The sequence below is a fragment of the Bradyrhizobium huanghuaihaiense genome (genome assembly GCF_007830635.1).
Taxonomy (GTDB): domain Bacteria; phylum Pseudomonadota; class Alphaproteobacteria; order Rhizobiales; family Xanthobacteraceae; genus Bradyrhizobium; species Bradyrhizobium huanghuaihaiense.
In genome coordinates, this window is the sequence record NZ_VLLA01000015.1 from 1 (window position 1) to 25,103 (window position 25,103).

The 25,103-nt window shown below is 61.4% G+C and carries 23 protein-coding genes, 1 tRNA gene and 2 pseudogenes; 11 read left to right on the top strand and 15 right to left on the bottom strand.

Annotated elements, in window-relative coordinates; translation table 11 throughout:
* Positions 1–91: 91 nt before the first annotated feature.
* Positions 92–1,034 (top strand): IS630 family transposase gene (locus tag IQ16_RS26595; protein WP_145831636.1). Its coding sequence is split into 2 segments (ribosomal slippage): positions 92–427 and positions 429–1,034, totalling 942 coding nucleotides; the frame shifts between segments, so codons are not numbered across the junction.
* 233 nt (positions 1,035–1,267) lie between these two features.
* Here IQ16_RS26595 and IQ16_RS26600 read toward each other — a convergent pair.
* Positions 1,268–1,459, bottom strand: coding sequence for a CsbD family protein (locus IQ16_RS26600; RefSeq protein WP_018640760.1), 192 nt, complete (start codon positions 1,457–1,459; stop codon positions 1,268–1,270).
* A 1,719-nt stretch (positions 1,460–3,178) separates the two neighbouring features.
* Positions 3,179–3,811 (bottom strand): hypothetical protein, encoded by a 633-nt coding sequence (locus tag IQ16_RS26615; protein WP_244635855.1) that lies wholly within the window; start codon positions 3,809–3,811, stop codon positions 3,179–3,181.
* A 725-nt stretch (positions 3,812–4,536) separates the two neighbouring features.
* Between IQ16_RS26615 and IQ16_RS46660 the strand changes: the two genes are divergently transcribed.
* Together IQ16_RS46660 and IQ16_RS26630 are read left to right on the top strand one after the other, a co-directional pair.
* Positions 4,537–4,737 carry a hypothetical protein gene (locus IQ16_RS46660; RefSeq protein ID WP_018640763.1) on the top strand — a complete coding sequence of 67 codons (201 nt, stop codon included), beginning with the start codon at positions 4,537–4,539 and terminating at the stop codon, positions 4,735–4,737.
* A 231-nt stretch (positions 4,738–4,968) separates the two neighbouring features.
* On the top strand, positions 4,969–5,187 hold the full coding sequence (locus IQ16_RS26630) for a hypothetical protein (RefSeq protein WP_145642295.1): 219 nt from the start codon (positions 4,969–4,971) through the stop codon (positions 5,185–5,187).
* Positions 5,188–6,435: 1,248 nt separating this feature from the next.
* On the opposite strand, the gene IQ16_RS26640 is transcribed toward IQ16_RS26630, so the two are convergent.
* From IQ16_RS26640 to IQ16_RS26670, 8 genes and pseudogenes are all read right to left on the bottom strand, one after another.
* Positions 6,436–6,639 carry a hypothetical protein gene (locus IQ16_RS26640; RefSeq protein ID WP_018640766.1) on the bottom strand — a complete coding sequence of 68 codons (204 nt, stop codon included), beginning with the start codon at positions 6,637–6,639 and terminating at the stop codon, positions 6,436–6,438.
* A gap of 709 nt (positions 6,640–7,348) precedes the next feature.
* Positions 7,349–7,789: pseudogene (locus IQ16_RS47670) on the bottom strand (DUF3363 domain-containing protein); the annotation flags it as partial.
* Between the two features lie 87 nt (positions 7,790–7,876).
* Positions 7,877–8,269 (bottom strand): DUF3363 domain-containing protein, encoded by a 393-nt coding sequence (locus IQ16_RS47675; RefSeq protein WP_430648215.1) that lies wholly within the window; start codon positions 8,267–8,269, stop codon positions 7,877–7,879.
* A 120-nt stretch (positions 8,270–8,389) separates the two neighbouring features.
* Positions 8,390–8,584 (bottom strand): hypothetical protein, encoded by a 195-nt coding sequence (locus IQ16_RS47680; RefSeq protein ID WP_430648216.1) that lies wholly within the window; start codon positions 8,582–8,584, stop codon positions 8,390–8,392.
* A gap of 449 nt (positions 8,585–9,033) precedes the next feature.
* Positions 9,034–9,267: a hypothetical protein gene (locus tag IQ16_RS26655; protein WP_141379031.1), complete on the bottom strand. Its 234-nt coding sequence runs from the start codon at positions 9,265–9,267 to the stop codon at positions 9,034–9,036.
* Positions 9,268–9,584: 317 nt separating this feature from the next.
* Positions 9,585–10,648: pseudogene (locus tag IQ16_RS26660) on the bottom strand (IS110 family RNA-guided transposase).
* 199 nt (positions 10,649–10,847) lie between these two features.
* Complete coding sequence (locus tag IQ16_RS26665) at positions 10,848–11,564, bottom strand: lytic transglycosylase domain-containing protein (protein ID WP_014493153.1); 717 nt, start codon at positions 11,562–11,564, stop codon at positions 10,848–10,850.
* Positions 11,565–11,743: 179 nt separating this feature from the next.
* On the bottom strand, positions 11,744–12,256 hold the full coding sequence (locus IQ16_RS26670) for a S26 family signal peptidase (RefSeq protein ID WP_018640767.1): 513 nt from the start codon (positions 12,254–12,256) through the stop codon (positions 11,744–11,746).
* 79 nt (positions 12,257–12,335) lie between these two features.
* Between IQ16_RS26670 and IQ16_RS26675 the strand changes: the two genes are divergently transcribed.
* Both IQ16_RS26675 and IQ16_RS26680 read left to right on the top strand, forming a co-directional pair.
* Positions 12,336–12,701 (top strand): hypothetical protein, encoded by a 366-nt coding sequence (locus tag IQ16_RS26675; protein WP_014493151.1) that lies wholly within the window; start codon positions 12,336–12,338, stop codon positions 12,699–12,701.
* Between the two features lie 136 nt (positions 12,702–12,837).
* Positions 12,838–13,047, top strand: a complete 210-nt coding sequence (locus IQ16_RS26680; protein ID WP_014493150.1) for a hypothetical protein — start codon at positions 12,838–12,840, stop codon at positions 13,045–13,047.
* A gap of 1,064 nt (positions 13,048–14,111) precedes the next feature.
* Here IQ16_RS26680 and IQ16_RS26685 read toward each other — a convergent pair.
* The 5 genes from IQ16_RS26685 to IQ16_RS26705 form a co-directional block, all read right to left on the bottom strand.
* A tRNA-Lys gene (locus tag IQ16_RS26685) sits at positions 14,112–14,187 on the bottom strand.
* Positions 14,188–14,367: 180 nt separating this feature from the next.
* Positions 14,368–14,976: a Spy/CpxP family protein refolding chaperone gene (locus IQ16_RS26690; RefSeq protein ID WP_026311667.1), complete on the bottom strand. Its 609-nt coding sequence runs from the start codon at positions 14,974–14,976 to the stop codon at positions 14,368–14,370.
* 212 nt (positions 14,977–15,188) lie between these two features.
* A complete protein-coding gene (locus IQ16_RS26695) occupies positions 15,189–16,205 on the bottom strand; it encodes a TRAP transporter substrate-binding protein (RefSeq protein WP_018640771.1) in 1,017 nt (338 codons plus the stop codon).
* Between the two features lie 290 nt (positions 16,206–16,495).
* Positions 16,496–18,058, bottom strand: a complete 1,563-nt coding sequence (locus tag IQ16_RS26700) for a 2-isopropylmalate synthase (RefSeq protein ID WP_018640772.1) — start codon at positions 18,056–18,058, stop codon at positions 16,496–16,498.
* Between the two features lie 676 nt (positions 18,059–18,734).
* Positions 18,735–18,998 carry a hypothetical protein gene (locus tag IQ16_RS26705; RefSeq protein WP_018640774.1) on the bottom strand — a complete coding sequence of 88 codons (264 nt, stop codon included), beginning with the start codon at positions 18,996–18,998 and terminating at the stop codon, positions 18,735–18,737.
* Between the two features lie 274 nt (positions 18,999–19,272).
* On the opposite strand from IQ16_RS26705, the gene IQ16_RS26710 reads away from it, so the two are divergent.
* From IQ16_RS26710 to IQ16_RS26730, 6 genes are all read left to right on the top strand, one after another.
* On the top strand, positions 19,273–20,505 hold the full coding sequence (locus tag IQ16_RS26710; RefSeq protein WP_026311668.1) for an SMP-30/gluconolactonase/LRE family protein: 1,233 nt from the start codon (positions 19,273–19,275) through the stop codon (positions 20,503–20,505).
* A 142-nt stretch (positions 20,506–20,647) separates the two neighbouring features.
* Positions 20,648–21,289: a glutathione S-transferase family protein gene (locus tag IQ16_RS26715; protein WP_018640776.1), complete on the top strand. Its 642-nt coding sequence runs from the start codon at positions 20,648–20,650 to the stop codon at positions 21,287–21,289.
* Positions 21,290–21,349: 60 nt separating this feature from the next.
* Positions 21,350–22,471, top strand: a complete 1,122-nt coding sequence (locus IQ16_RS26720; protein WP_018640777.1) for a D-alanine--D-alanine ligase family protein — start codon at positions 21,350–21,352, stop codon at positions 22,469–22,471.
* 58 nt (positions 22,472–22,529) lie between these two features.
* On the top strand, positions 22,530–23,627 hold the full coding sequence (locus IQ16_RS26725) for an NAD(P)/FAD-dependent oxidoreductase (RefSeq protein ID WP_018640778.1): 1,098 nt from the start codon (positions 22,530–22,532) through the stop codon (positions 23,625–23,627).
* 367 nt (positions 23,628–23,994) lie between these two features.
* Positions 23,995–24,129 carry a hypothetical protein gene (locus IQ16_RS47345; protein WP_283812192.1) on the top strand — a complete coding sequence of 45 codons (135 nt, stop codon included), beginning with the start codon at positions 23,995–23,997 and terminating at the stop codon, positions 24,127–24,129.
* Positions 24,130–24,227: 98 nt separating this feature from the next.
* Positions 24,228–25,103, top strand: a complete 876-nt coding sequence (locus IQ16_RS26730; protein ID WP_018640780.1) for a branched-chain amino acid ABC transporter permease — start codon at positions 24,228–24,230, stop codon at positions 25,101–25,103.

The following is a 25,103-nucleotide window of genomic DNA, read 5'->3' on the forward strand; positions in this document are numbered from 1 at the left end:
CTAGAGCATGTTGTTTTTGACTGGAATCGGGGTTCCCAGAGGGGGCGATTTCTGATTCAAACTCCATGCTGGGTGGGGGAGGCCAGCATGGATGACGCGTCCCTATTCGGAAGACATCCGTGAACGCGCCTTGGCTCGCGCTGACGCGGGCGAGACGGTTCGTTCGATCGCAGAGGCGCTACAGATCAGCCCCTCCTGCGTGACGAAGTGGAAGAACCTAAGGCGTGATACCGGAGGCCTGGCGCCCGGCCAGATCGGCGGCCACAAGAAGCGGGTTCTGTCGGATGCCAACGCCGACTGGCTGCGCAAACGCATTCGCTCGGGGCCATTCACCTTGCGCAAGCTGACGCAGGAGCTGGCTGCACGGGGGATCAAGACAGACGTGCGGGCGGTGTGGACTTTTGTTCACGCCGAGGGGCTCAGCTTCAAAAAAAACGCTTCTACCAGCCGAGCAGGATCGCCCAGACGTCGCACGTAAGCGGACCCGCTGGAAAGCGCATCAAGGCAGGATCGATGTCGCACGGTTGGTTTTTATCGACGAGACGTGGATCAAGACCAATATGGCGCCGCTACGCGGCTGGGGGCCTTGTGGACAGCGCCTCCAAGCATCTGCACCTTTCGGCCATTGGAAGACCATGACCTTCATCGCGGCGCTGCGTCACGATCGGATCAGTGCGCCTTGGGTGATTGATGGCCCTATCAATGGTGAACTCTTCACGCTGTACGTCGAGAAGGTGTTGGCACCCACCCTCGCACCGGGCGAGATCGTCGTTCTCGACAATCTTGGCAGCCACAAGGGCAAAGCGGCTCGCCAAGCTATCCGGGCCAGAGGCGCCCACCGTATCTTCCTGCCGCCCTACAGCCCTGACCTCAACCCGATCGAGCAAGTCTTCGCCAAACTCAAACACCTCATGCGAGCCGCAGAGCCTCGTGACGTGGAGGCAACCTGGCGGAAGGTTGGTGAACTCCTCGATCTCTTCTCCGAGGCGGAGTGCACCAACTACTTCAAAAACTCAGGCTATGTTTCCGTGTAAATACATCATGCTCTAGCTGTTCCTATAGGATGCAAACGCTCCCTCACGCTTGGTGGCTGAAAACCTCAGTAAGGAAGAGCAGCGAACGGCCGGCGCACACGAAAATTGAGAGTCGGGGCGAGGACGGGCCTTTCCAAGCCTCGCGCCATTTCGGAACAAAGATCCAAGAAGCCGTCTGCCCACCAGAAAAGAGAAGGCCGCCCGGAGGCGGCTAGTTTTGTCTTCTCTTCTGCTTATTTCTTGAGGGCGTCAGCGGCGTCCCGCTCTGCATCCTTCACATCTCCCGCCGTGTTGTGGGCAGATCCCGTCGCCTTGTCGATCTTGCCTTCGACTTCCACGTCCTTGTCGCCGATAAGTTTACCGGCACCTTCTTTGATGGCGCCTTTTGCCTTGTCGGCAAGGCCCTTCACATGTTCGCGGTCCATGATCGTGTCGTTTGCTGTTGGAAGTGTACACAACGAAAGCGTTGCGCAGTGGTTCCGCCTGCGGAGGCCCGCTTAAGGCCGCCGGCGTCGGACGCCTCGGCATATTGAAGGCAAGACAAGCCACCACGAAACTCTCGTCACCTGCGGGCCGTTCTAACCGACTCGTGCTCTTATGGGACGCGCCGGCCGGTCGCCGAGTGCGCCCAAGCGGATGGTCAAAATTGCTCAGACCTGGTCTGCCACAAGTGTTAACAACGCCTATCACCGTCCGGCTCATGGCTTCTATCGGTGCTGAGAACGCCAATTGCGCTCCCGCCTAACCGAACAGCGAGCACCCATGTTCAAGCAATCATCGATATTTCAATACCGCTTAGAGGACGAGGCAATTGACTTGCGCAAGCAGGCTGAGGGTATGCCTCATGGCGTTCGACGCGACGAGCTTCTACGGATGGCCAACCGGATCGATAACTCGGTTATCGTCAATAAGTGGCTGGATTCACCAGGTCTGCGCGCTCCGACATAGACTACTAGCGCAGAGAGGCCGCCTCAGTTGGCGGCGTCTGGCCTTAAGAGCCTGACATAGGTCGCGAACACCAGCCCGCGCGCGGAAGCGATCACCGCATGACGGCAGTCGGCCTGCGGCAGAAACTCGAATAGTTCCTAGCGGGAGCCGAAACAAGTGCTCGCTATCCAGCACCGAAAGGCGCACTGTCCGCCATCGCGCGGCCCTTAGCAATTACGGTGATGTGATCGCAAGTTGCGCTCCCGCTTGACCCGCAGCGGAGCATCAAACATGGCGGCTCGACGGCCCTCACACCAATCATCGACACTCGAATATCGCCTCGCACAGGAGGCGATCAATCTCCGCCTAGTCTACAGGTCAAGGAGTTGCCCGTTGGCGTTCGCCGCGCAGAGCTCTTGCGAAAGGCCAGGCACATCGATGTTGCAGGAGAGATCAACAGGTGGTTGACCTCGCCGGACTACAGGCGCCACCTTAAGCTTGGCTCTCGTTCGCGTGATGAACTTCTGCACTCCACGAAGAGACCAACCTATACCGGGATTTTACAGTCTCCCTCCCGGGCTGGTAAGCCGCCGCCTGCGCTTTATTTAAGCGGGCGGCGTTTTTGTTCTCAGGGGCCAAACGACCTCATCTCCTGCGGTTGCCCCACCACCGGCCAAGGCCCAGTCATAGGCGCCGGTGGTTGACAGACGGGTCCCAGCCTACGGTCGGTAGCCATGTGCGACGACGATCTGTTACTTCCATCTATGTGCCGATGCGACGTCCCTGGCGGGACATCACCCGGGACGCGCTGCGCCGCTCTCATGCGCTTTGGAAATCGAGCCCGAAATGAAATCGGGCCGCTGATGCAGGTCCGTTCTCATGCGCTTAGTCTTCTACCACCTTAGTCTTTCTTTCTTCGGCTTCTTGGCTTCGCGATTGCCGCGTTGCTATCCCTTCGCCATGCCGTCAATCTCCTGTTGCGGTTCGAGTTCATCCAGTTCATCCGACTGCAGAACGCGCCCTCGATCAACGTCGGCAGAAAACGATAAGCTTTTCATACTTTCTTTAGCAAATCTCGACCGACTCCGCTTTGGTGAACTCTCTTCAGGGGGGCTTACCTTTGCGGCTGGGGAGCGTAAGCAATCTTCTTCAGTGCCTTGTTCGCATCACCGCGACCTTGATAAGTGCCGAGCAACTCGCCCTCGTCGTCAATTTCTTCAACCCGACACAGGGTCCAGCGCTTGTCTTTGCCCTGCGCGATGCGGAACGCACGACCGTTGCGGCGACAATAGAATGCTTCGGATCTCTCGATTCTGGTCCACGCACAATCCGCGCCCAACAGAAACCGCTGTTCCAGCCTTATTCGCTCTTCCTCTCTCCAGCGCCGATAGCTTTGCTCCTGCTCCGTTTCTAAGCCTGTCTTCCTCGCGCTCGATGCGCTCCTGCAACGCTCCAATGATCGCGCGCATCTCGGTGCCGTTTCCCTTGTCTGACTGACACAATGCGACACAGCCATTTCTGAGTTCGTCCTTGGGATAACTTGTATGTGGTTCTTCCCAAATAGCGCGCAGACTCTGCTCCACATCCGTTTTCGTCAACGGCAGGCCGGGTAACGTATTCAGAAACGCCTGGAGGTCCTCGACGGGTATCCAGATGGAGCCGCTGCCTGTGCGGCCTCTTCTCGCCGACTCTCCCCACTTCTTCCACACGGAGCTTGCTCCATCCAGCGCTTTCATAATCTCGCGCGATACCTTGTGAACGCTATGCGGCTCACGCAGGTGCTTCAAGGATGGGCTTTTTACGTAATCAAACAAGATAGAGGCGACGGCGTAGTGACGATCAGCGTTCATGCGGAGCTCTCGTCGTTTTAATGCAACAGCAAGGCAAGTTACGCGGTGCGGCTCAGGCAACTCTCAACAGGCTAACTCGATAACACCATTAGGTTCACGGTTCTGGGGATGCTCCGGATCGATGCCATTGAGAACCCGCCGCTTAACGGCGCGCCAGATGGTCTGGCATAGCTCCGCCGCAGCTTTCGATGCCTGAGTGCAGATTGGCTCTTCGGTGACCAGCCCACGCACCGACATGGATATGTGCCCACATTGAACACATACTCATTAAACGTAGCACCGATGAAGTGCCGGGCTAAGTGTGGATGGCGGACTACTTCGCCCTCCCACTGTGGTGGACTGCTCGGCGCTATGGTGCTTCGCATTCGCGCCACCCTTCCCGACAAGGGGAGGGCGAGAACCACGCTGGCAAGAATGAAGGCGATAGGGCTATGCGCTGCATGCCCCCTAAACGCATTTTGGGAGCTTTTTGTTGCTATGCACCGTAGGAACGGATCGCCAGCCGCTTCCGTTACCCATCATGGAAAATATACGCCCACAAGACGAAGACCCGCGCGAGACGCCGCTGGATGATCCGCGGCAGCAGACTGACGCCCCCCATCACAAGCAGACAAATGAACCGTGGAAGGGCAATCCTGAGAAGGATCAACTCCCTCCTGACCGGCCGGACATCGATCTGGAGAATGGCAGGAGAGCAACACCCATCAGTCGAGAGTAGCAGTATCATGTATCGTACCCGCGAATACCTTGAGTGCGCCGAGAACTGCGCGCAGCTCGCGGAGCAGGCTCGGACGGCCCCCGCCGCGCGCCGCTATCAACGCATGGAGGCGGCTTGGCGCGCGCTCGCCGAGGAGCAGCAGTGGCTGGACGGGGAGATTCCGCCGGTAGGCAGACCAAATTCATCCGCGCTACACTCGCACTCATGACGCGCACAATCCGCGCTCGCTGCCAATAAGGAATTGCTTCGTCGGCGGTAGCCCAACCTGACTTTCATCGTGCGCTGGCAGCGCACAACACAGTGACATGAGACATAATTGTACCCAACTTTGTGCGTAACCTCCCGTGTGCACAAAGACGCCTGCGCTTGCTCGGCGCTCAGCCAGGGTAGGAACCATAGTCGTTGGGACAGCTTGGTATCCAAAACGAAAGGATATCTTATGTCCACAAAGATACCCAACACAGAAGCCGATGCGGGCCGTCAAGTCCCGTCACGTCGTCACGACGCTGGTAGCGGCGCGAACGAAACTACCGATGGATTGGATGCAAGCACCGAAGCGTTGCGCCATGCTGCGGAAGACACGCCATCGGGTGCCTTGCCGGAGGATGTTGAGATTGTCCCGGTATTTGACCGCGCCGACTTAGCACCCAAAATTTAGTTGCAACCATGGTGAAGAAAAAGCACGGCATCATTATCGAAACACCCATGGAAGCGCGTCAAGCCGAACCCGGGCCCTCGATCCTCTTGCTGCTTCTCATCAGCGTAAGTGTCGCTGTGCTCGCTATGGCCGTTGTCTGGTTCGTTTTCTTCCGTACCTAGCGTCGCGTTGCTTTTAGCTAGGCCGATTTACAGCCCGTTAGGTGGAGAATTGTCAGACCGGACTGCATTGATCGCGAGCCGGGCCAATCCCATGTCCATCCTAACGGAGGACAGCTTGAAGCAATCGCAGCATTCCAAAATGCAGAGAACTGCCGAGCGCGCTGCCGAGATCCAACTTTCCACCGGTACAAGCGCATAGAAACCGCATGAAGGACTTTGGCCGATGAGCAAGAATGGCTGAATGGTGAGATTATTCAGAACGCCGAGTCCCGGGACTAGCTGCGTTCAAACTTAGCGAACTGAGTAACGGCGGGTCTGTTGCTAACCTTGGGGAGCACTTCCGGACCTGGGCAAACAGCGGTACCTCGACCAGTGTTCCGATCAGTCGCGGCAACGCTTGCTGTTCGACTCCATTTCCGTCACGCAAGAGCTCGCCCAATTCAATGTGAGAAAGGCGGCCACCAGAAGGGGCATTGGGCTGATGAATAATAAAAGCATGACCGCTAGTCGGCTCGCGCCCCGATGAACCAAGCGTCGCCATTTGGACTGCGATATAGTTCTCGCCGGTCTGAATATTTCCTCCTAATCGCCCCAAGCTAGGGCGCGTACTAATAACTCCCTTGTATGAGGTCCGCTATGATCCTGATAGTGGCGCACTAGCACTAGCCGCTCTCGCCAGGTCCGAGCTGGGACAACATCGGGCTAGCAAATAGAGCCGCCAACTGGATCGGCTTTTAGTTCATCTTCGCCGAAGCTCGTCATGTAGCCCGGGATCGTCGGCACACTCTTGCGCGGCCTGTCGAGCTTCCTCCATGCCGCCCCCCGGCGAAGGCTTTGGACGGGCTGCTTTTCGGTCACGCTATTTCGTCATCCCAAACACGGCTGTTGGCATCTCCGACATTCAAAAGACCCAACAGCTTTTTCTTGCCCGCGTCGAATGCCGAAAACGAAGGGAACAAGGCTCACGGATGGGGCCGGGATCCTGCGGCTCGGGAGGGCTGCTTTGCAGGAGTCTGTCATCGGTCGGTCGGCAAGGGTCGTTCAAATACCGAACCATCTCAGGCAAGCGTTGCCGCTATACAAACTCCTATTCTTCCAGCTCCGTGAGGATGCGGTTGCGGTGCTGGATATGCTGCATCTGAATGGCGAAGAAGGTGTTTAGAAGCTTCTGAGCCTCGGTTGTGTTCGCTCCTCGGCGAGCCAAGTCCGCAATACGCTCCTCTTGCTTGGCAATATTCCGCTCGCCTTGGGCGACGTGCCGTTCGGCCTGTTCCAAATGGCGAAGCTGCATTGCGCGGTCCACGAGGCAACCTAGAACAGAGTTGGACAGTTCCCAAACGCAGGCCCGATGTCATCCCGGCAAGAAAATTGTCTAGCATAAAAGGACGCCAAATGAAGCTGTCTCACTCGGGAGTGAGCTTGTAAACGTCACCGGTTGAGTTCCTGAAACAGCCCTTGCTGCTTTTCCGTAACAAGCGCTGGTACAATTTCCGCCGTCCAGCCTTCGGGGACAGCCGCGAGGACGAGTGTCAACGCCTGACTTGGCTTGCCGCTTCGCTGGCGGCGCATCGTCTGAGGCCACCTCCACAATCGTGAACGAATTGCCGAACGACTCTGCCATCGATGGCTAATCCGAAGACGTGCTGCAAGTTGCAACAACTAGCTGGGATGGGCCACGGTCGGTAAGCAGCCTTGACCGGGAATTAAGTTTCCCGGCAAGCCGAACTATGGGCCCCCGCCAAGGCTCTCAGGGGCCTCCTGGACGTGCGCGACGGCACCCGCGACGGATCGGACTGCGCCGAGTTCTCAGGGGAAGGGCGAGACGCCCGTGACCTGAAGGTGTCGCGGAACACGGTTCGGAAGGTGCTGAGGTCGGGAGAGACCTCCTTCGAGTACGAGCGGCAGGTGCAGCCGCGGCCAAAGCTGGGACGATGGGCAGCGAGGTCGCGCTTGCGACTAAAGCCCCATTCGATTCCACCGCCGTCCTTCACGACACCGGTGACGTGTTGGCCGAGCCTCTTTTCGAGTTCGCGGGACCAAGGCACGAGCTGGAAACCGAGCCCATTATCGATATGGCGAAGCGTCCCGAGGTGAGCGTCAGCCTGGCGATACGTTCCCGCCACATGCTCCCCGGAGGCGGCATTCACGCGAGGCAGGCCGGTGCCGACCGAGACCTTTGCTGCCACCTCGTCCAGTTCGCGTCGACGCAACGTGTCCAGGAGATCGTGCTGCAGGATGATGCGTTGGCCCTGCCGCCGGGCCAGGCCCTGCTGGATCAGATGCTCGGTACGGGCCTCCATGGCGTCGCGGGTCTCGCGGCCAAATCCACCCATGGCGAGCGGTATCGGGTCGCGTTCGACGAGCCTGTAGTCGAGCCAGGTTGCTCCTTTAGCCGTCACCTGCCCACCGAGATCGAGGTCGGAACGGGTCGCTAGCACCACGGTCGGTCGCGGATCGCCGGCTTGACCCAAGCGTCGGACCTCGACGATACCGCCGACCGGCGGTGCATGTTCGAAAGCCTCGAGCCCTCAAAAGCACACATGGTGCGCCCGTCCGTCTGTTCCGTCGATCAGAGCATAGGCCTCGCCGGTCAGTTCGTCATGCAGTCCACGGTCGACAAGTCGTCCGACAATCTGGAATGTCGGCTGGCCGCCCTCGATAATGAAGTCGGCAACGCCGCGAGCTTCTCCGCGCTCGGCAAAGGCGCGGTGCACTGTCTCGATGATGTCAGCGCGCATACCGAGGTCGCGCAAGCTGCGCTCGGCCTCGAGTCCGACCATCCATTCCTCTGGCGCGGCGGGTGCGGCGAGGCCCATCTTCTCCAGGTGTTGAAGACGACCGACCATCAGGCGCCGGATCTCGGGATCGGACTTACCGGGATTCTCCGGGCGAAGATCGATCGAGCCTGTCTCATCGGCCATCAGCCGGATCTCTCGGTCGAGCCGCGTCCATCGTTCCGCCGTGACTTCCCTCTCGAGCGAATTGCGGATCTCGTGCTCCGGCTTTGGACCGAGTTCGATGGCGACCAGTTCCTCGGCGCGTCAGCGCAGGCCTTGGCTGATGTAGTCGCGGGAGATCACGAGATCCGCTCCTTCCTCATCTACTCCCCGAACGAGAAGACGAACGTGAGGGTTGTCGGTGTTCCAATGATCGACAGCCACCCAATCGAGGCGCGTACCAAGGTCGATTTCCATCTGTCTGGCGAGATCGCGGGTAAAGGCCTTCAGGTCGGTCATGTCGCCGGCGTCCTCGGGTGAGACGATGAACCTGAATGATGCCGGTCGTCCTTGCAGCGTTCTGCGAAAGCTGCGCTATCGGTGCGGCCACCGGCGGCATCGAACATCTCTCCGCTCGCCGCTCCGGGTCACGCCGTCACGCTTCAGATATAAAATGTGGGTCGTCAGCGGCGCTGAGCGAAAGGCTCGCCCTGTGTGACGAACCACGCGTGCCTTCACCACAACGCGGCGTGTCGGGCTGAACAATCTGGCGCGGCTAAAGGACAGCCTGCCGCGGCCAAACGTCGAGCGCCCATAGGCTGCAGCACGCCTGCCAGCTGCGGCCTGCCCCGAGGTGTGTCCTGCTTTCTTCGCGGCCCGCAGCACCTGGTTGATGAAGCTCTTCGGCTTCGGCGCGCGGGTACTGCGGATGCGTCCAGGCCGAATACGCAGATCGCTGTCGCCCACGCTCACGGCAAGGCCTGCCAACGATCAAAATCGCACATGGTGCCGAAGACGCCTTTGATTCCATTGGTCAAAATGCAAAGCGCGGCACGCGCCCCGACTGACCGGCACGCCAGAACCCAAGCCATGCCAATGGCTTGCGGTTCGACCGGCGAGCCCCTTTTATCTCGCCTTCCTAATCGGGCATGCAAAGTCAATCCACGTCTACGCTTTTCTGCGACTTTCTGCACTTCAAACATCACGCACTCCTTGCAACAACAACGCACACACCTCACCAAAGCCGCGACCGCGGTTTGCATTCTCCAGGCGGGGTCCATGCGTTCCTTCGCGTTCAGCACTATGGCCGCCGCATGCTCTTCATCAGGTTCGTAAACAGGGCTGTCCAAGCAGTCTGGCGCTCTCATCACGTAGGACGGAAGCAGGCAAGAAATAGGGGACATTCCCCGTTTCGCGGCCCGCCAGGGGACGCTCACCGCGCGCGCGGATCTCTAATTGTTGCTCCTTCTCAGCATGCCGGCTGCAGCACCAGCGCTCATCCTCCGTGATCCAACAGAAGTTACTGCGCAGGCTTTAAGCGCAATCGTTGCGTGACCTTGGCACCGAAGCCGACGTGGAAGTCGGTCTCATTGACCCACATCCTGTGCAGAATGCTCGCAAGCTTGCGTGCAGCCGCGACGCCGCGCACAACATGCTCGACCGCTTGGCGATCCGCAGGCCCCAAGCCCGCAAGGCCGACCATTTCCTGACCCGCAGCAACAAGCTAGCGGCCGCCTCGCAGAGCGCTTAGCGAACTGCGACGTCGCCCTGTTTGGTAATTCGGCCTTCGAAGTCGATGGACGTTCCAGACTGGTGTCGCCTTGGCGTCAGACCAAAATGCGCGCCGACTGTCCGAGATCGCGCAAACCGGAGAGGGTCATCGACACCAACCTTGAACGAAAGAGCCGCAACGGGACCGACGCCGGGTACGGTCATCAGCCGACGACAAATCGTATCATGTTGGACCACCTGCAGGAGTACCTTATGCAATCGTTCGTAACCCTCGAAGATCGCTCGCCGTACGTCCAACATGGCCTCGATCATCACGGAGAATACCGGATCGCTGTGCTCGATGAGCTCGCGGACCTGCGCTTCGTATCCTCCGCGGCCGACCGCTCCAACCATCAGACCGTAAGCCCTCAGCGTGCCACGAATGTGGTTCTCGAGGTCGATCAGCTTGCGCTTGAGCAGCTTCCTGTTCGCCAGCAGCGAGCGCATTTTCTGCATCTCGATGTTCTTGACATGGACGGCGCGATACCAGCCCAGCCGCATCATCTGCGCGATGCCGCGCGCATCGTTGCGGTCGGTCTTATTGCGCATTGTCGAAAGCGAAACGCGCATATGGCGCGCTTCTACGACAATCATCGGAAGTCCAGCTGGTTGCAATTCGCGATACAGCCAGAAGCCTAGCGATGACGCCTCGACCCCCACTCTATCGAGGCGATCCGCGCAGCCCTCTACAGCGGAGCGGATCGCCTCTGGCTCCGTGCTGACCTTGACTTCGCGAACCGTGAGACCCTCGCCATCAACGATGCAAACGCTGGTTTCTTCAAGGCCGACGTCCAGTCCAACGTACAGTTTCATCGGAGCTCTCCCTTGTGGCAACGACCTTGCAAGTCGTTGCACCAGGCTCCAGATTCGGCCACGACCGTCTTATCCCCGTGCATCGGTATCTCGAAGCCCGATTTGAAGAGCTGTCCTGCTGTCGTGCGTCCCCACCTCCATCGCCTTTCCGCACATTCTTCTCCAGCGCACGCCAATGCTTGCGAGGTTGCGCATTCGGTCATCGCGGGCGTCCTGCATCAGATCTCGCGACGAACAACCCTGTTGCCTGTGGCACGATGGCCGAGATGTTGTGAACGGCAGCGGCCGTCGGAGCCCGGTTCGGCGGGCGCCCAGGCTGCAGCCGTGCATCGGTCTTCGAGCTTCCAGACCGCACAACGAAGAGCACCGCTGCCGATCGCTGCAGGTTCGCAACTGCCTCCGAACCTGTGATGTCGTCGCCGACCACTGGTCCAAGCTTGTCCAAATTGGCCTGGGTCTCAGCTGGCAATGGACGGCCGGCCAGATGCGTCTCGTAGCGAGCAGGTCCGGCGTTGTAGGCTGCAAGGAAGCCCGGTGAACCATACCGATCGTGCATTTCGCGAAGATACGCAGTACCCGCAAGAATATTGTCGCTGGGATCGTACGGATCGCTGCCGAGATGGTACCGCAGGTGCAGATCTGCCCAAGTCTCCGGCATGATCTGCATCAGCCCCATGTCGCCTTTCGGTGACTTGGCGCGCACGTCTCCAACGCTTTCGACGTCTATGACTGCGCGTATCCAGTGCACCGGGACGCCGAAGCGACGCGAGGCCTCCTCGACGAAAGCCGCAAATGGATCGCCAGTTCGATAACTCGCCGTAGCCACCGCAGGTCGCATCCGGGCGACAGCAGTAGCGTTATTGACGGCCAGGACGAGGAACAGCGGCACGACAACGCGCAGGCTTCTCTCGAACAAGCACAAGCATGCCGCCGTGCGCGCGCCCGTCCAGGGTAAAGTCGCTTCGCGCCGGCCTTCCGGCCGCCCTGGACCGCCGCTGCGCGCGACGGCTGTGCGTTTGTTGGTCGGGACGGAGGAATGGTGCCGCACTCGGTCGAACAGAGGAATGGCAGATCGGACTCTCAACACGCGCACGATCAGTCCTCCCAAGTCCACACAGGGAACGCTCGGCCAATCACGGCCGATGTCGGCAAGAACCCGAAATAGCGGCCATCCAGCGAGTTGGCGGACTGCCAGTTCATGACGAAGAATTCGCCCTCGCCGACGACGCGGCAGCCCTGCCATTTCGGGAGCGGTCGGCCGCGGTCATCGCGCTCCCGCGCTTGCCCCATTTCGATCGCGTCGACAGAAACTGTGAGCCCGTTTCGGCAGACGGTCTGCCCCGGAAGCGCCAGCACGCGCTTAAGCATCGGCACTCTGGCCGGCAGATAGCCGTTCAGGTCGAGGAAGCTTGCAAGCGGCTCCGGTGGCTGTACGGCGAGGAGTTCCGTGACGAACAGGCTGTCAACCGGTCGCAAACGATAGAGGCCGAACGGTACGCTCTCGGATGCATTCCAGACGTAGAGCGGCGTGATCTCGAGAACGATAGGCGCGATAAGAGCCGCGGCACCGCCGAGCATCGCGGTCAGCGTCTTGAACCTGCCGATCATCGCATGATCCTCTGCCGGTGAAGCCACGCCTGGTGGCCCACGGGGTGGCAGGAGCTTTGCGGCTCCCAGCACCCTGCGTATGGGTGTCGGAATTCGCGCGCACCTCGGCTCATCCCTAAGTCCGCTTGCCATTCGCGCGTTGCTCGTGCATTGCGCCGAACCCATAGACATCCCGCATGTCGAGGTCCGGGGTCGCGCCTCTCAACATCTTGCCGAAATTGCGATCTGCAATGACGATACCGTCCGCGTCGTGTTCGAGGGAACGATCACCGCATCCAAGTACATAAGGGCGCCAATCCCCGTTCCTGACGAACCTCTTGAAGGGCTGGTCAAGATCAAGGAGACGCTTGTTTACGCGACCGAAGTCGACCCCCACCATCCAGGCAACTACACGCGCGCGGGTCTGGATGTGATCTTTCGACCGAACAGCGGGCAAGGTACGTGACAAGGCAACGCATGCTGTATCGAAGAGCTTCTTCGGCAAGGATCGGCCCACGGTCGCCGAAGACGAGTTGCGCCGCGACGCCTGGAATGGGAGAATTGCCTCCATGCCGAGAATACATATCGGGGACGCTCGCTCGATGCTCCCGCATTCAATTCACTACAATGCGCGCGCGGAAGGACACAACAGCAAGAAAAAGCAGGAGCTGAAATACGCGCTCATCGTGTCTGTTACGGCGCGCCGCGTGACCGACCTCTACAATCGCATCGTGCGCCGTTACCGCGGAACGTTGGAAGCGCTCATGCCTGTGATTGAAATCCCTGTGCGTGTCGAAAGCCAGGAGGAATAACCTCGTGAGCTATTCGAAACGCGTCCTCTTCGGCAATGACCCGGAAGACGAGCCGGTGCGCGCTAAGCTTCAAGAGCAAGCCGAGGCCCTTCTAAGATCATTCACCTTCAAAATCCCGATGCGCCGCGAAAATCGCCTTCCTGGGCCCCACTGGGATTCCCGATGACCATTGGTACTGCAATGCGCCGTCGATGAATTGAGCATCGCGACGATCAAGGTCAACGATCAGTTGTGCGCACGCTCAGAAGCCGAGGCAAAGATCATCAAAAAGAGAGCTGAAGAGTTCTACAATGGCTTCCTCCAGGAAGACGTTCGGATACCCGCGAAGCTATAAGTCGGCGTGATGCGTTAGCGATCAAGCGAGTCCATGCTGCGTCCTTGCTGCGTGGAGCCGCCGATACAAGTTGGTAGTCATTGAAATTGAACGGGAATTTTTGCGAACGATGCCGCGTCGGAATTCGTGGGACGGAATCGCAATTTTTGCGATGAAATAAGAGAATTTCAGAGGGTTTGGTGGTTGGGGCGGCAGGATTCGAACCTACGTCTGGTGGAATCAAAATCGGCTGCGGCGGGCCTCGGCGCGAAACGATGATTTCTTCTCGGGCGCGGTCGCAACCATACCAGGTTCGCTCCAGGACCGACCTCCGTAAAACTCGACGAACGCGATCGAATGCAAGACACGTGCAGGCTACCGTACCGACCGACAGCAAAAACTTCAGAAAACTTAGCCAATCCATCTCGTTCTCAACGACAACCTTGGGGGAGCGAAGGTTGATATTCGATCCTCGCGAATAGACAAGGTGGTCAAACATTCAGATGGAAACCACCCCAAGGTGGCTGGGCAAATGTGCATGGTTCACGGAGCCGACGATCAAGAGGGCCGACAGTTGCGGCGCGGTCGTGCCTGTAACAGCTTGGCGAGGCTCATTCGCTTCCCGAAAAAGATTGCCGGCGCTTCACATTATCGAGAGCCAGCCGAGCGAAAACTCGAAAAAACACCGTTTGAAAAACCGTTTTAGTTCGGCCGTCTCAAACGGTCTCTCTCGCTAAGGTCCTGATTTATATGGTGGGCGCACCAGGGCTCGAACCTGGGACCCGCTGATTAAGAGTCAGCTGCTCTACCAACTGAGCTATGCGCCCGAAGGCCGGTCAAAGCCTTGCGAGGCCGGTCGTTTAGCAAAGCGATCCGGGTCTGGCAAGCGATGTGGCGCATGTTTTCCAAGGTTCTTCCACAGCCGCAAAAAAGCGAAAAGCCGCTGGATTCCAGCGGCTTCGCCAAGGCTGATCCAAGGTTAAATCCCTCGGAAAATACGGGGTGGCTCAGAGCCGGCCCTCGCGATCCCGGTCCGGGCCGCCGTCGCGGTCGAAGCGGTCCCGGTGGAAGTGCTCCATGCCCCTCTCCATCATCCGGTCCATGCCGCGTCCCATGAAGTGGTGGGGCGGGCCGTCCTCGCCGCCGCCGAACGGGCCGCGGTGACGGGTCAGCACGGCGAGGCGCCGCTTCTGGCCCTCGTCCAGGGTCTTGTAGAGCGGATCGGCGGCATCGGCGATCTTCTTCAGGGCAGCGGAACTGGCGCCCATGTCCTCGGCGCGCTGGCGCAGGCGGGCGATCGGATCGTCCGGCTTGTCGACATCCCTGTTTGCGTCACCTGGGCCTGCATTCATGCGCGCATTGGCGCGATCGATGCGCAGCTTGGCGAAGTCGCGCACGGCGGCCTCGACCGGCGGCCACAGCTTTTCCTGATCGGCATTGAGCTTCAGCCCGGCGTGGACGGCGGCGATCCGCGCGTCGACGAAGGCGGCGCGGTCTTCCGGGTTCATGCGGATGTGGCGGAAGTGCTCCATCCACGGGCGATGATACTGGGCATAGACCGCGCCCGAGCCGGCGATGCTGAGCGCGGCGATGGCGGCGATGGTGAACTTCTTCATCCGAACCTCCTCTGGAAGGATGCCCGCAAGGATGAGCGCGAGGAGGCTGACGCGCAACTTACAACTTGGACAGGGAGCGCGTTCTAACGGAGATGTAACTGCCGTGAATGTCCGTTCAGATGCATACTGAAATGATTTGCAACAGAAAGGGCTTCCGTGCCGACACGGAAGCCCTCTGTTCATGCATTATTTATCCGCGCGCCACGCGCGCGTCAGTTCGTCGTGCTCTTGGCTTCCTTCAGGAACTCGTCGATCAGCGGCTGGCCGACGCGGCCCGCGGCGTCCTTGTAGACCGGCTCCATCGCCTTGCGCATCGCCTCGTCCTGCGCGCCCGTGAGCTTGATGATCTCGCTCTTGCCGCTCTTCTTGATCTCGGCGAGCGCGTCGTCGTTCTCCTTCTGCGACTGCGCGTTGTTGAAGTCGGTCGCTTCCTTCATCGCCTTCGACAACTGGTCGCGGATGTCGGCCGGCAAATCGTCCCAGAACTTCTTGTTCACGATCACGACGTAGCCGATGTAACCGTGATTGGTCTCGGTGATGTACTTCTGCACCTCGTGCATCTTCTGCGTATAGATGTTCGACCAGGTGTTCTCCTGCCCATCGACCACGCCGGTCTGCAGTGCCTGGTAGACCTCGCCGAAAGCCATCACCTGCGGCAGCGAGCCGAGCGTCTTGAACTGGGCCTGCAGCACGCGCGAGGACTGGATGCGGAACTTGACGCCCTGATAGTCGGCGGGCGCAATCAGCTTCTTGTTCGCGCTCATCTGCTTGAAGCCGTTGTCCCAATAGGCAAGGCCGGTGATGCCCTTGGGCTCGAGCTGCTTGAGCAGCCGCGCGCCGAGCGGGCCTTCCGTCACCTTCCGCAGCGTCTTCAGGTCGGGCAGGATGTAGGGCAGATCGAACACCTCGAACTCGCGGATGCCGAGCGGGCCGAACTTGGAGTTGGACGGCGCCAGCATCTGCACGCTGCCGAGCTGGAGCGCCTCGAGTTCTTCCTTGTCCTTGTACAGCGTCGAGTTCGGGTAGACCTCGACCTTGACCTTGCCGCCGGTGTACTTCTCGGCGAGCTCCTTGAACTTCTCCGACGCCTTGCCCTTCGGCGTGTCGGTGGCGACGACGTGGCTGAACTTGATGATGATCGGCGACTGCGCCAGTGCCGGCCCGGTCAGGCCAAAGTTCAGACCAAGTCCCAGGACCGCGATGGACGCGGCGATCGCGAAGGTGCGCATAGTCTCTCCCTGTTGTTTTTTGGGCCGCCCGGCGCGCAGGCGCGCCAATCCTTATGCCGGCAGCATCAATAGCGGCTGGGAGAGACAGCCGCTATTGGCCCTTAGCAGGGCAGCTATTCATGATGAATGCCGCAAGCGCAGGTGCGCCCCCTCTCCCGCTTGCGGGAGAGGGCTGGGGAGAGGGTGTCTCCGCAACGGGACATTCCCCCAGAGGAGAGAACCCTCACCCGCCGCTTCGCGTCGACCTCTCCCGCAAGCGGGAGAGGTGCAACAACTCGCAGCTTCGCTTGTCAGCCCGCAGCCGCCGTCGTCACCGTGTCGCGCTGGCGCTTCATGACGATCTTGTTGAGCGCGCCGAGATAGGCCTTGGCCGAGGCCACCAGCGTATCCGGATCCGCCGCCCGCGCCGTCATCGAGCGGCCGTCCTGCGACAACCGCACCGAGACTTCCGCCTGTGCATCGGTGCCTTCGGTGACCGCGTGAACCTGGTACAGTTCGAGCTTGGCCTCGTGCGGCACCAGGCGCTTGATGCAGTTGAACACCGCATCAACAGGACCGTTGCCCTCGGCTTCCTCGATCTTGATCTGGCCGTCGACATCCAGCTTCATGGTCGCGCGCTGCGGACCATGGGTGCCCGCGATCACGGTCAGCGAGGTCAGCTTGATGCGATCGTGCGAGGCCGCCATCTCCTCGTCGACCAGCGCTTCGATGTCCTCGTCGTAGATGTCCTTCTTGCGGTCGGCGAGCGCCTTCATCCGCGTGAACGCATCTTCCAGCTGGTTCGGGCCGAGCTTGTAGCCCATCTCCTCCAGCTTGTGCACGAAGGCGTGACGGCCGGAGTGCTTGCCGAGCACCAGCGAGGACTGCTTCAGGCCGACCATCTCGGGCCGCATGATCTCGTAGGTCGAGGCGTCCTTCAGCACACCGTCCTGATGGATGCCGCTCTCATGCGCGAAGGCGTTCCGGCCGACGATCGCCTTGTTGTACTGGACGGGAAACGAAGTCGCCGCCGACACCACCTTCGAGGCGCGGGTCAGCTGCGTTGTGTCGATCTTGTTCCAGTACGGGAATTTGTCGTTGCGCACGTTGATCGCCATCACGATCTCTTCGAGCGCAGCGTTGCCGGCGCGCTCGCCGATTCCGTTGATGGTGCACTCGACCTGGCGCGCGCCGCCGACGATGCCGGCCAGCGAGTTCGCTACCGCCATGCCGAGGTCGTTATGGCAATGCACGGAGAACACGGCTTTATCTGAGTTCGGCACACGCTCGATCAGCGTCTTCATGAAGTGGGTGTATTCCTCCGGCACCGTGTAGCCGACGGTATCGGGGATGTTCACCGTGGTGGCGCCGGCCTTGATCACGGCCTCGACGATGCGGCAGAGGAAATCCATCTCGCTGCGGGTGCCGTCCTCGGCCGACCATTCGACGTCGTCGATCTGGTTGCGGGCGCGCGCGACCATGGCGACCGAGGTCTCGAGCACTTCTTCCGGAGTCTTGTTCAACTTCACCCGCATGTGCAACGGCGAGGTCGCGATCACAGTGTGGACGCGGCCGCGCTTGGCGAATTTCACTGCTTCGGCGCAGCGGTCGATGTCGGCCGGATGCGCGCGGGACAGGCCGGCGATGACGGAATTCTTGGAGCGGCGGGCGATCTCGCTCACCGCTTCGAAGTCACCCTGCGAGGTGATCGGGAAGCCGGCCTCGATCACGTCGACGCCCATGTCGTCCAGCAGCTCGGCGACCTCGAGCTTCTCCTCGAAGGTCATGGTGGCGCCGGGGCACTGCTCGCCGTCGCGCAGCGTGGTGTCGAAAATGATGACGCGGTCCTTGTCGGACTTGTTCGCGGGGGCCATTGCAAATTTCCTTTTGAGCTTTTGGCGCCGTCAGTCTTCTGGGCGCCTGAGGTGTCCGGTGATCTCGACCAGCCCCTGAGCGCCCAGGCGCGTTGCGCCCAGCCGGCCCTCAGGGGCAGCTAAGAAGAAGCCCGCCAAGAAGGAGGGTGGGCAGCGCGGCCGGGATCGTGGCGGCGGCCAGAGCCACCTCCTTCGAAATCCCATCAATTTGGCCGCGAATCAGCATTGCCAGACCCTTTTGAGCCCTCAAATCCTCGGTCAAAACCGTTGACGGTTGGTTGCCGGGAGGCCCGATGCGCCCGTTTCTAGACGAGAAACGGGCGCAACTGCAACGCCAAAAGATGGTCAAGAAGGCTGACCTGGTTGGAGGTCGACCCATGCCTCCCTCAGCAAGCCTCCCATCAGCCCCGTCATCCTGAGGCGCGAGTGGCGCGATGCGCTCAGCATCGCGCCGGGAGCCTCGAAGGATGAACGGCCGGGATGCATCCGGGCCGTCGCCCTTCGAGGCTTGTCCTGCGGCGCAGTCGCGCCGCAAGGCGCGCACCTCCAGCGAGGAGCGCTAAGCGCTCGCGCGGGGGTGACGGTGATGCAGGAAAGTTCGCCGCAAGCTCCGCGTCCTTGCGATACAAGGCCCCGGATTGTTCTTCGCCCTATCCGAATTACGAGGTACCTCGGACTATCCCGCGCGGCGGGCGCGGGCCCTGCTCTCCCAGCGATCCAGCATCTGGCCGAGTTCGCCGGTGGCTACCTTCGCAACTGCGTTGGAATTCGCGGCTTCGTTGGTGTTGGCGGGCGCGGCGGCGCGCAACCAGCCCGGCTCGCTGTATTCGCGCCAGCGCTGCGCCTCCGCCCGACGTTTGCGGGAGACACGATCGCGGGTGAAATAGCCGGCGGCGAACGCGACGGCGAGCGCAATGACCAGTGCAACAACGGCTAACACAGTGAACTCCGGAAATTGCCCCGCCCCGTTCTGCCAGCATCGCGCGCGAGGTCAAGGCTTGACAGACCCCAAAACCGGCCCCGGTTAACAGCCCGCGGGCGAGGCGAATTGTCGCCCTGCAGCTCGCGCAGCCGCAATGCGGCAATGTTGCGGCGATCTCGCGGCATCGCGCGGAGGCTGCGAACCTGCCCCTCGCAACCTGACGCGGACCGGACTAACCTTCGCCTCGCTTGGCCGGATCAACCGGCCAGCCGAACACGACCGGGAGGACGCGATGACACGCCAGGAGGCTCCTGAGCAGGAGCAGCGTGCGCAGGATGCTGCGCTTTCACGACGAACACTTGTCCGGGGATTGGCGCTCGGCGCCGCGGCCACAATGGCCGGCCCCGCGCTGGCCCAGACCGGGCCTGCCGCACCGCCGACGACGATCACGACGCCGCCACGCGATTTCGGCCCGGGCGGCGCGCCGACCACCTATTTCTGGGACCCCGACATCGTCGCGGTCGATCCGTCCTTCAACGATCTCGCGCAGCCCAACACCGCGATCAAGCGCCTCTATACCGGCCTGTTGTGGGCGGAAGGTCCGGCGTGGAGCGCACAGGGACGGTACCTGCTGTGGAGCGACATTCCCAACAACCGGCAAATGCGCTGGACCGAGGATGACGGCCGCGTCAGCGTATTCCGTTCGCCCTCCAACAACTCCAACGGCAACTCGTTCGACTTCCAGGGCCGCCAGCTCTCCTGCGAGCACCTGACACGCCGGGTGACGCGCTACGAGCATGACGGCACCGCCACGGTGCTGGCAGACTCCTATCAGGGCAAGCGGCTGAACTCGCCGAACGACATCGCGGCGCATCCCGACGGCAGCTACTGGTTCACCGATCCGCCCTATGGCGGCCAGCTCTATGAAGGCGAGCCTGACGTCGCGGGCGGTCCGAGCAATGCGGGTGGCAAGCTCAATCCGCGGATCGGACAGCCGGCCGGCTTCGTGCCGGGCAAGCGCGAGCTGCCGACCAACTGCTACCGCATCGATCCCTCCGGCCGCATCGATCTCGTCGTCACCGAGGACCAGGTGCCCGATCCGAACGGCCTGTGCTTCTCGCCCGACTACAAGAAGCTCTACATCGCTTCGACCGGCAAGGGACCGGGCGACACCGGCCCCGGGGGCAAAGGCGAGATTTTTGTCTTCGACGTCGGCACGGACAACAAGCTCTCCAACCTCAAGAAGTTCAGCGATTGCGTGATCGACGGCGTGAAGTGCGGGCCCGACGGCCTGCGCTGCGACGTCAACGGCAATCTCTGGGCCTCCAGCAACGCCGGCCGCGCCGTCGGCTACAGCGGCGTGACGGTGTGGTCGCCGGAAGGCAAGCTGCTCGGCCGCATCCGTCTGCCGGAAGTCTGCGGCAACGTCTGCTTCGGCGGCCCCAAGCGCAACCGCCTGTTCATGGCCGCGAGCCAGTCGCTCTACGCGGTGTATACGGCGACGCAAGGCGCGGGGCCGGGCTGAACGATACAAGCTGAATGCGACGAGGCGTCAGCGCACCCCCGCTGGCGCCTCAACTATGAAGCCGATCGTTCACCGGGATAACGAAGTGACTGTCACCGCCCGTCCAATGACCTCGTCTAACCTAATCTAGGAACGCTTAACTATGCTCACCGTCTATGGCGAAGGTCGTGGCTTCCGTGTCGTTTGGCTGCTTGAGGAATTAGGGTTGGCTTATCGGCTGCGGCCGGTCGATCTGCTGGCAGCAGAGAAGGATCGCGATTTCCTCACGATCAACCCCGCCGGCTTCATTCCCGCACTACAGGACGGCGAGACGATCATGGTCGAATCGATCGCGATTCTTGAGTACCTGCTCGCCCGCCACGGCTCAGGTTCGCTTGCCGTCGCCCCTGATGATCCCTCCTTCGCTTCCTATCTGCAATTTCTCCACTTGGGCGAGGCCGGGCTCGCCGGGCCGATGAACGCCGTCCTTGTCGGTCGCCAACTGGCGCCCGAAGCCGAGCGAAATGCCCGGGTTACCCGCTGGGCACTCGAGACCTTCGAGAGCCGGCTGGGGTTGGTTATCCGCCGCCTCTCGGATTGCCCCTATCTCGCCGGCGACCGATTCACTGCTGCCGATATCTCGGTGAGCTACGCGCTCCTGCTCGGCCTGCGAACTGGCAACTACGTCCCCGGTTCTACCGAGCGGGACTATCTCGCTCGCACGACGGCACGCCCTGCCTACGCCCGAGCGATGGAAAGCTGCCAGGCCACCAAGGCTTGGGCGGCGAGATCACCGGGGTTGTAATCGCCCTGGTCTTCCGCAGGCAGCACGTGACTTCCGGACAGCGCGCGTGATAATTGAGCCATGGCAGACAAAATTCGCGTGGTTGTTCTCTATGGCGGCAGGTCCGGCGAGCATGAGGTCTCGCTGAAGTCGGCGGCCTCCGTATTCAGGCATCTCGACCGCACCCGCTTCGAGGTGATCCCGGTCTCCATCGACAAGGAAGGTCGGTGGCAATGGAACGATCTTCGTTCTCTCGATCAGGCGCAGACGACGTCCTTGCCGATCCTGCCCAACGCGCCGGAGATAAGGCTTGCCAGAGAACCTGATGGACGCGTCGCTCTCATGCCGATTTCCGCAGGGACGATGGACCCGCTCGAGATCGACGTCGTCTTTCCGGTCATCCACGGCCCGCTTTGCGAGGACGGCACCGTGCAGGGCCTGCTGGAATTGGCTGACGTCGCCTATGTCGGATCCGGCGTTCTCGCCTCCGCCGTCAGCATGGACAAGGATGTCGCCAAGCGGCTCGCTGAATTCGCCGGCATTCCGGTCGCGCCCTATCGCGTGCTCACCCGCAAGGCCTTCGTTCAGGACCGATCTTCATCGCTTGCGAAGGCGGCCGAGGGCCTGAGCCTTCCGGTGTTCGTCAAGCCGTGCAACATGGGCTCCAGTGTCGGCATTCACAAGGTGAAGACCTGGGATGCGCTCGGAGCCGCGCTCGACGATGCGTTTCGCTATGACGTCAAGGTGCTGGTCGAGCAGGGCATCGACGCGCGCGAGATCGAGGTCGCGGTGCTCGAGGGCGAGACGCTGTTCGCGAGCCTCGCCAGCGAGCTGAACCCCAACGCCCATCACGAGTTCTATTCCTACGAGGCGAAGTATCTCGATCCTGACGGCGCTCGGGTCGACCTTCCGGCCGGGCTGGATGAAGCACAGATGGAGCGCGTGCGGTTGCTGGCGACGCGGGTGTTTGCGGCGCTCGAATGCAGTGGCTTCGCGCGCGTCGACTTCTTTCTCGACCGGCAGGGCGGAGAGTTCTGCTTCAACGAGATCAACACCCTGCCCGGCTTCACGTCGATCAGCATGTATCCGAAGATGATGGAAGCCTCGGGGGTCCCCTATGGCGAGTTGCTGACCCGCCTCGTCGATCTGGCGCGGGACCGGCACCGGCAGCGGCAATCGCTGGAACGGGGTTACGCGAGCTAGGTTGTCTCCGCTCGGGAGCAAAGCGCCCCAGCAATTGACGCGAGCCAGGGAGCCCATCATGCGCGTTGTGATCTGCGGCGGCGGCGTGATCGGAGCCTGCACGGCTTATTTCCTGCGCTGCCGCGGCATCGACGTGACTGTCGTGGAGCGAACCGATGTCGCGGCCGCCGCGTCCGGCAAGGCCGGCGGCTTCCTGGCGCGCGACTGGTGTGCCGGCACGCCGCTCGATGCGCTGGCCCGGCGCAGCTTTGCGCTTCACGCGCAACTGCCTGGCGAGATCGCGGGTGACTGGGGCTACCGGCCGATGACCGCCTATAGCGGTTTCGTCGCGTCCGACGGTGACACGCGCCGGGATGCACCATCCGCGCTTGGCTGGCTCAGCGACGGTGTCGTCATCACACAGCGCATTGGCACGACGAAGACGACTGCGATCGTTCATCCCCGCAAGTTCACGTCGGCCGTGATGGACGCATCGCTCGCGCTCGGCGCGGAGCTTCGCCCAGGCCGCGTCACCGGCCTCGTGCGCGATGGCGATCGTGCGAGGGGTGTCGAGGTCGAAGGTCGCGTCATCGCGGCTGATGCCGTCGTGATCGCGATGGGGCCGTGGTCGGTGCTCGCGGTGCAATGGATGAGCCTGCCGGCCGTCTACGGCCAGCGCAGCCCGAGCATCGTCTACGACACCGCCTCCGACGTGCCGGCCGATGCGCTGTTCCTGGAGTATGAGGGCGACGGCGGCGCGGTCTCGATCGAGGTCTTCCCGCGCGCCGATGGCAGCACGCACATCACGGCCCTGTCCGACATCGCACCGCTGCCGCTCGATCCTGCCGCCGTGATGCCGGACGTTGATGCGATCGCGCGGCTGCAAGGCATGTCGGAGCGGCTGTCACCGCTGTTCCGTCCCGAAAGGATCATCGCGCAGCAGGCCTGTTTCCGTCCGGTGACGCAGGACGGCTTGCCGCTGATCGGCAAGGTGCCTCACAGCGAGGGCCTCTATGTTGCGACCGGACACAATGTCTGGGGTATCCTCAACGCACCCGCCACCGGCGAAGCCCTGGCGGGCCTGATCGCCGACGGCGCAACGCGCGAGGTTGATTTGTCGCCATTCGATCCCGCCCGGCTGATACCGCTCGATCCATCCCTGCTGCAAGCACGCTGAACCGCCAACAGTTCGCTTTCTTGTAGCCCGGATGGAGCGAAGCGAAATCCGGGACCTCAGTGCCCATTGATGAGAACCCCAGATTGCGCTTCGCTCCATCCGGGCTACAGCGCTCGACGACGTCGCGGCTCTTCAGTCGCGGATTGCTCTCAGCCTTTGATACTCACGCATGCCCATCGACGGAATCTGCATGCCTGCGCGGCGCAATGAGCGTCGCGCATCTTTTCCCGCCCGCAAAACGCACAAGCGCTCAACTTTAGTCCGCCTCTCACAATCCTGAATGCAGTTTCACTTGCCGAGAAACTCTCCGCCGGTATAGTCGCGACACAATGGCTCACAAGAGGCCTGTTCAAAGGGAGAGAACAACATGAAGAAACGACTCTCTGTTGCGTTGCTTATAGCGTGCGACATGGCCGCGACCGGCGTGCCGAAGGACGTTGCAAAGGCCGGCGCAAAGGCCGACGTCTGGCTTCCGAGCCTCATCAAACCCATCACAGGCTGATCGGGACTGCTCTCCGGGCGTGAGCCTGGAAGCATTCACACGCGCTCCATCCAGCACCTTCCCTCAAGGAGGCAGCTCGTCTGCCTGGCCAATCATCTATGCGAGCTTTCCAGATCTTGATCGATGGCTTTGCCATCAGCGCTCTCTACGCCCTCGGTGCCACCGGCTTCACGCTGATCTTCGGCGTCTCGGGCGTCCTCAACCTCTCCCACGGAGCCATCATGGTCGCGGCAGCCGTCGCCGCCTGGGCCGCCGCGAGCATCCTCGGCGTCGGCACCTATGCCGGCGCCCTGATCGGCGTCGGGGTCGCCCTCCTCACGGCGTTTGCCACCTATTTCGCGGTGGTGAAGCCGATCCAGGATTCCCGGCGCATCCCGAACGAGGAGAAGGAGATCTTCGTCCTCACGGGAACGCTGCTCTGGGGCATCATGATCCAGGAGCTGATCGCCTATTTCTTCACCAACAACGCCAAGACTGTGCTGCCGATCGTCGAGGGCGTGGTCGAGATCCTCGGCGTGCGCACGCCGCGCAACGAGATTTTTACGGCGATCGTGTGCTGCCTCGTGATCGCGCTGCTGTGGCTGCTGGTGAACCGCACCCGCACCGGCAAGGCGGTGCTGGCGGCCTCAATGAACCCGCGCGGCGTGACTTTGCTCGGGCTCGAGCTCACCAACATCTACATCGTGGTGTGGGCGATCTACGGCATCCTCGCCGGCATCGCCGGCGTGCTGCTCGGCATGTTCCTCGGCGTCAGCTCGTACAGCGTCGGCCCTCTGACGGCGAGCGCGTTCTCGATTGTCGTGCTCGGCGGCCTCGGCAGTGTCTCGGGCTCGCTGATCGCCGCTTTCGTGGTCGGCTATCTGGAAACGCTGACGGCCTATCTGGTCTCGCCGGCCTATCGCACCATCCCCGCGCTCTTGCTGCTCGTATTCGTGATGTACATCCGGCCCCAGGGCCTTCTGGGGAGGCGCTGA

Coding starts and splice junctions, on each gene's coding strand:
- IQ16_RS26670 (WP_018640767.1), bottom strand. CDS start 12,256: ATGATCGGCAGGTTCAAGACGCTGACCGCGATGCTCGGCGGTGCCGCG.
- IQ16_RS26600 (WP_018640760.1), bottom strand. CDS start 1,459: ATGGACCGCGAACATGTGAAGGGCCTTGCCGACAAGGCAAAAGGCGCC.
- IQ16_RS26630 (WP_145642295.1), top strand. CDS start 4,969: ATGTCCACAAAGATACCCAACACAGAAGCCGATGCGGGCCGTCAAGTC.
- IQ16_RS26700 (WP_018640772.1), bottom strand. CDS start 18,058: ATGGCCCCCGCGAACAAGTCCGACAAGGACCGCGTCATCATTTTCGAC.
- IQ16_RS26680 (WP_014493150.1), top strand. CDS start 12,838: ATGCTCCCGCATTCAATTCACTACAATGCGCGCGCGGAAGGACACAAC.
- IQ16_RS26710 (WP_026311668.1), top strand. CDS start 19,273: ATGACACGCCAGGAGGCTCCTGAGCAGGAGCAGCGTGCGCAGGATGCT.
- IQ16_RS26655 (WP_141379031.1), bottom strand. CDS start 9,267: ATGTTTGAAGTGCAGAAAGTCGCAGAAAAGCGTAGACGTGGATTGACT.
- IQ16_RS26675 (WP_014493151.1), top strand. CDS start 12,336: ATGGGTGTCGGAATTCGCGCGCACCTCGGCTCATCCCTAAGTCCGCTT.
- IQ16_RS26695 (WP_018640771.1), bottom strand. CDS start 16,205: ATGCGCACCTTCGCGATCGCCGCGTCCATCGCGGTCCTGGGACTTGGT.
- IQ16_RS46660 (WP_018640763.1), top strand. CDS start 4,537: ATGTATCGTACCCGCGAATACCTTGAGTGCGCCGAGAACTGCGCGCAG.
- IQ16_RS26640 (WP_018640766.1), bottom strand. CDS start 6,639: ATGCAGCTTCGCCATTTGGAACAGGCCGAACGGCACGTCGCCCAAGGC.
- IQ16_RS47680 (WP_430648216.1), bottom strand. CDS start 8,584: ATGACCGACCTGAAGGCCTTTACCCGCGATCTCGCCAGACAGATGGAA.
- IQ16_RS26720 (WP_018640777.1), top strand. CDS start 21,350: ATGGCAGACAAAATTCGCGTGGTTGTTCTCTATGGCGGCAGGTCCGGC.
- IQ16_RS26730 (WP_018640780.1), top strand. CDS start 24,228: ATGCGAGCTTTCCAGATCTTGATCGATGGCTTTGCCATCAGCGCTCTC.
- IQ16_RS26725 (WP_018640778.1), top strand. CDS start 22,530: ATGCGCGTTGTGATCTGCGGCGGCGGCGTGATCGGAGCCTGCACGGCT.
- IQ16_RS26690 (WP_026311667.1), bottom strand. CDS start 14,976: ATGAAGAAGTTCACCATCGCCGCCATCGCCGCGCTCAGCATCGCCGGC.
- IQ16_RS26715 (WP_018640776.1), top strand. CDS start 20,648: ATGCTCACCGTCTATGGCGAAGGTCGTGGCTTCCGTGTCGTTTGGCTG.
- IQ16_RS47675 (WP_430648215.1), bottom strand. CDS start 8,269: ATGGCCGATGAGACAGGCTCGATCGATCTTCGCCCGGAGAATCCCGGT.
- IQ16_RS26615 (WP_244635855.1), bottom strand. CDS start 3,811: ATGAACGCTGATCGTCACTACGCCGTCGCCTCTATCTTGTTTGATTAC.
- IQ16_RS47345 (WP_283812192.1), top strand. CDS start 23,995: ATGAAGAAACGACTCTCTGTTGCGTTGCTTATAGCGTGCGACATGGCC.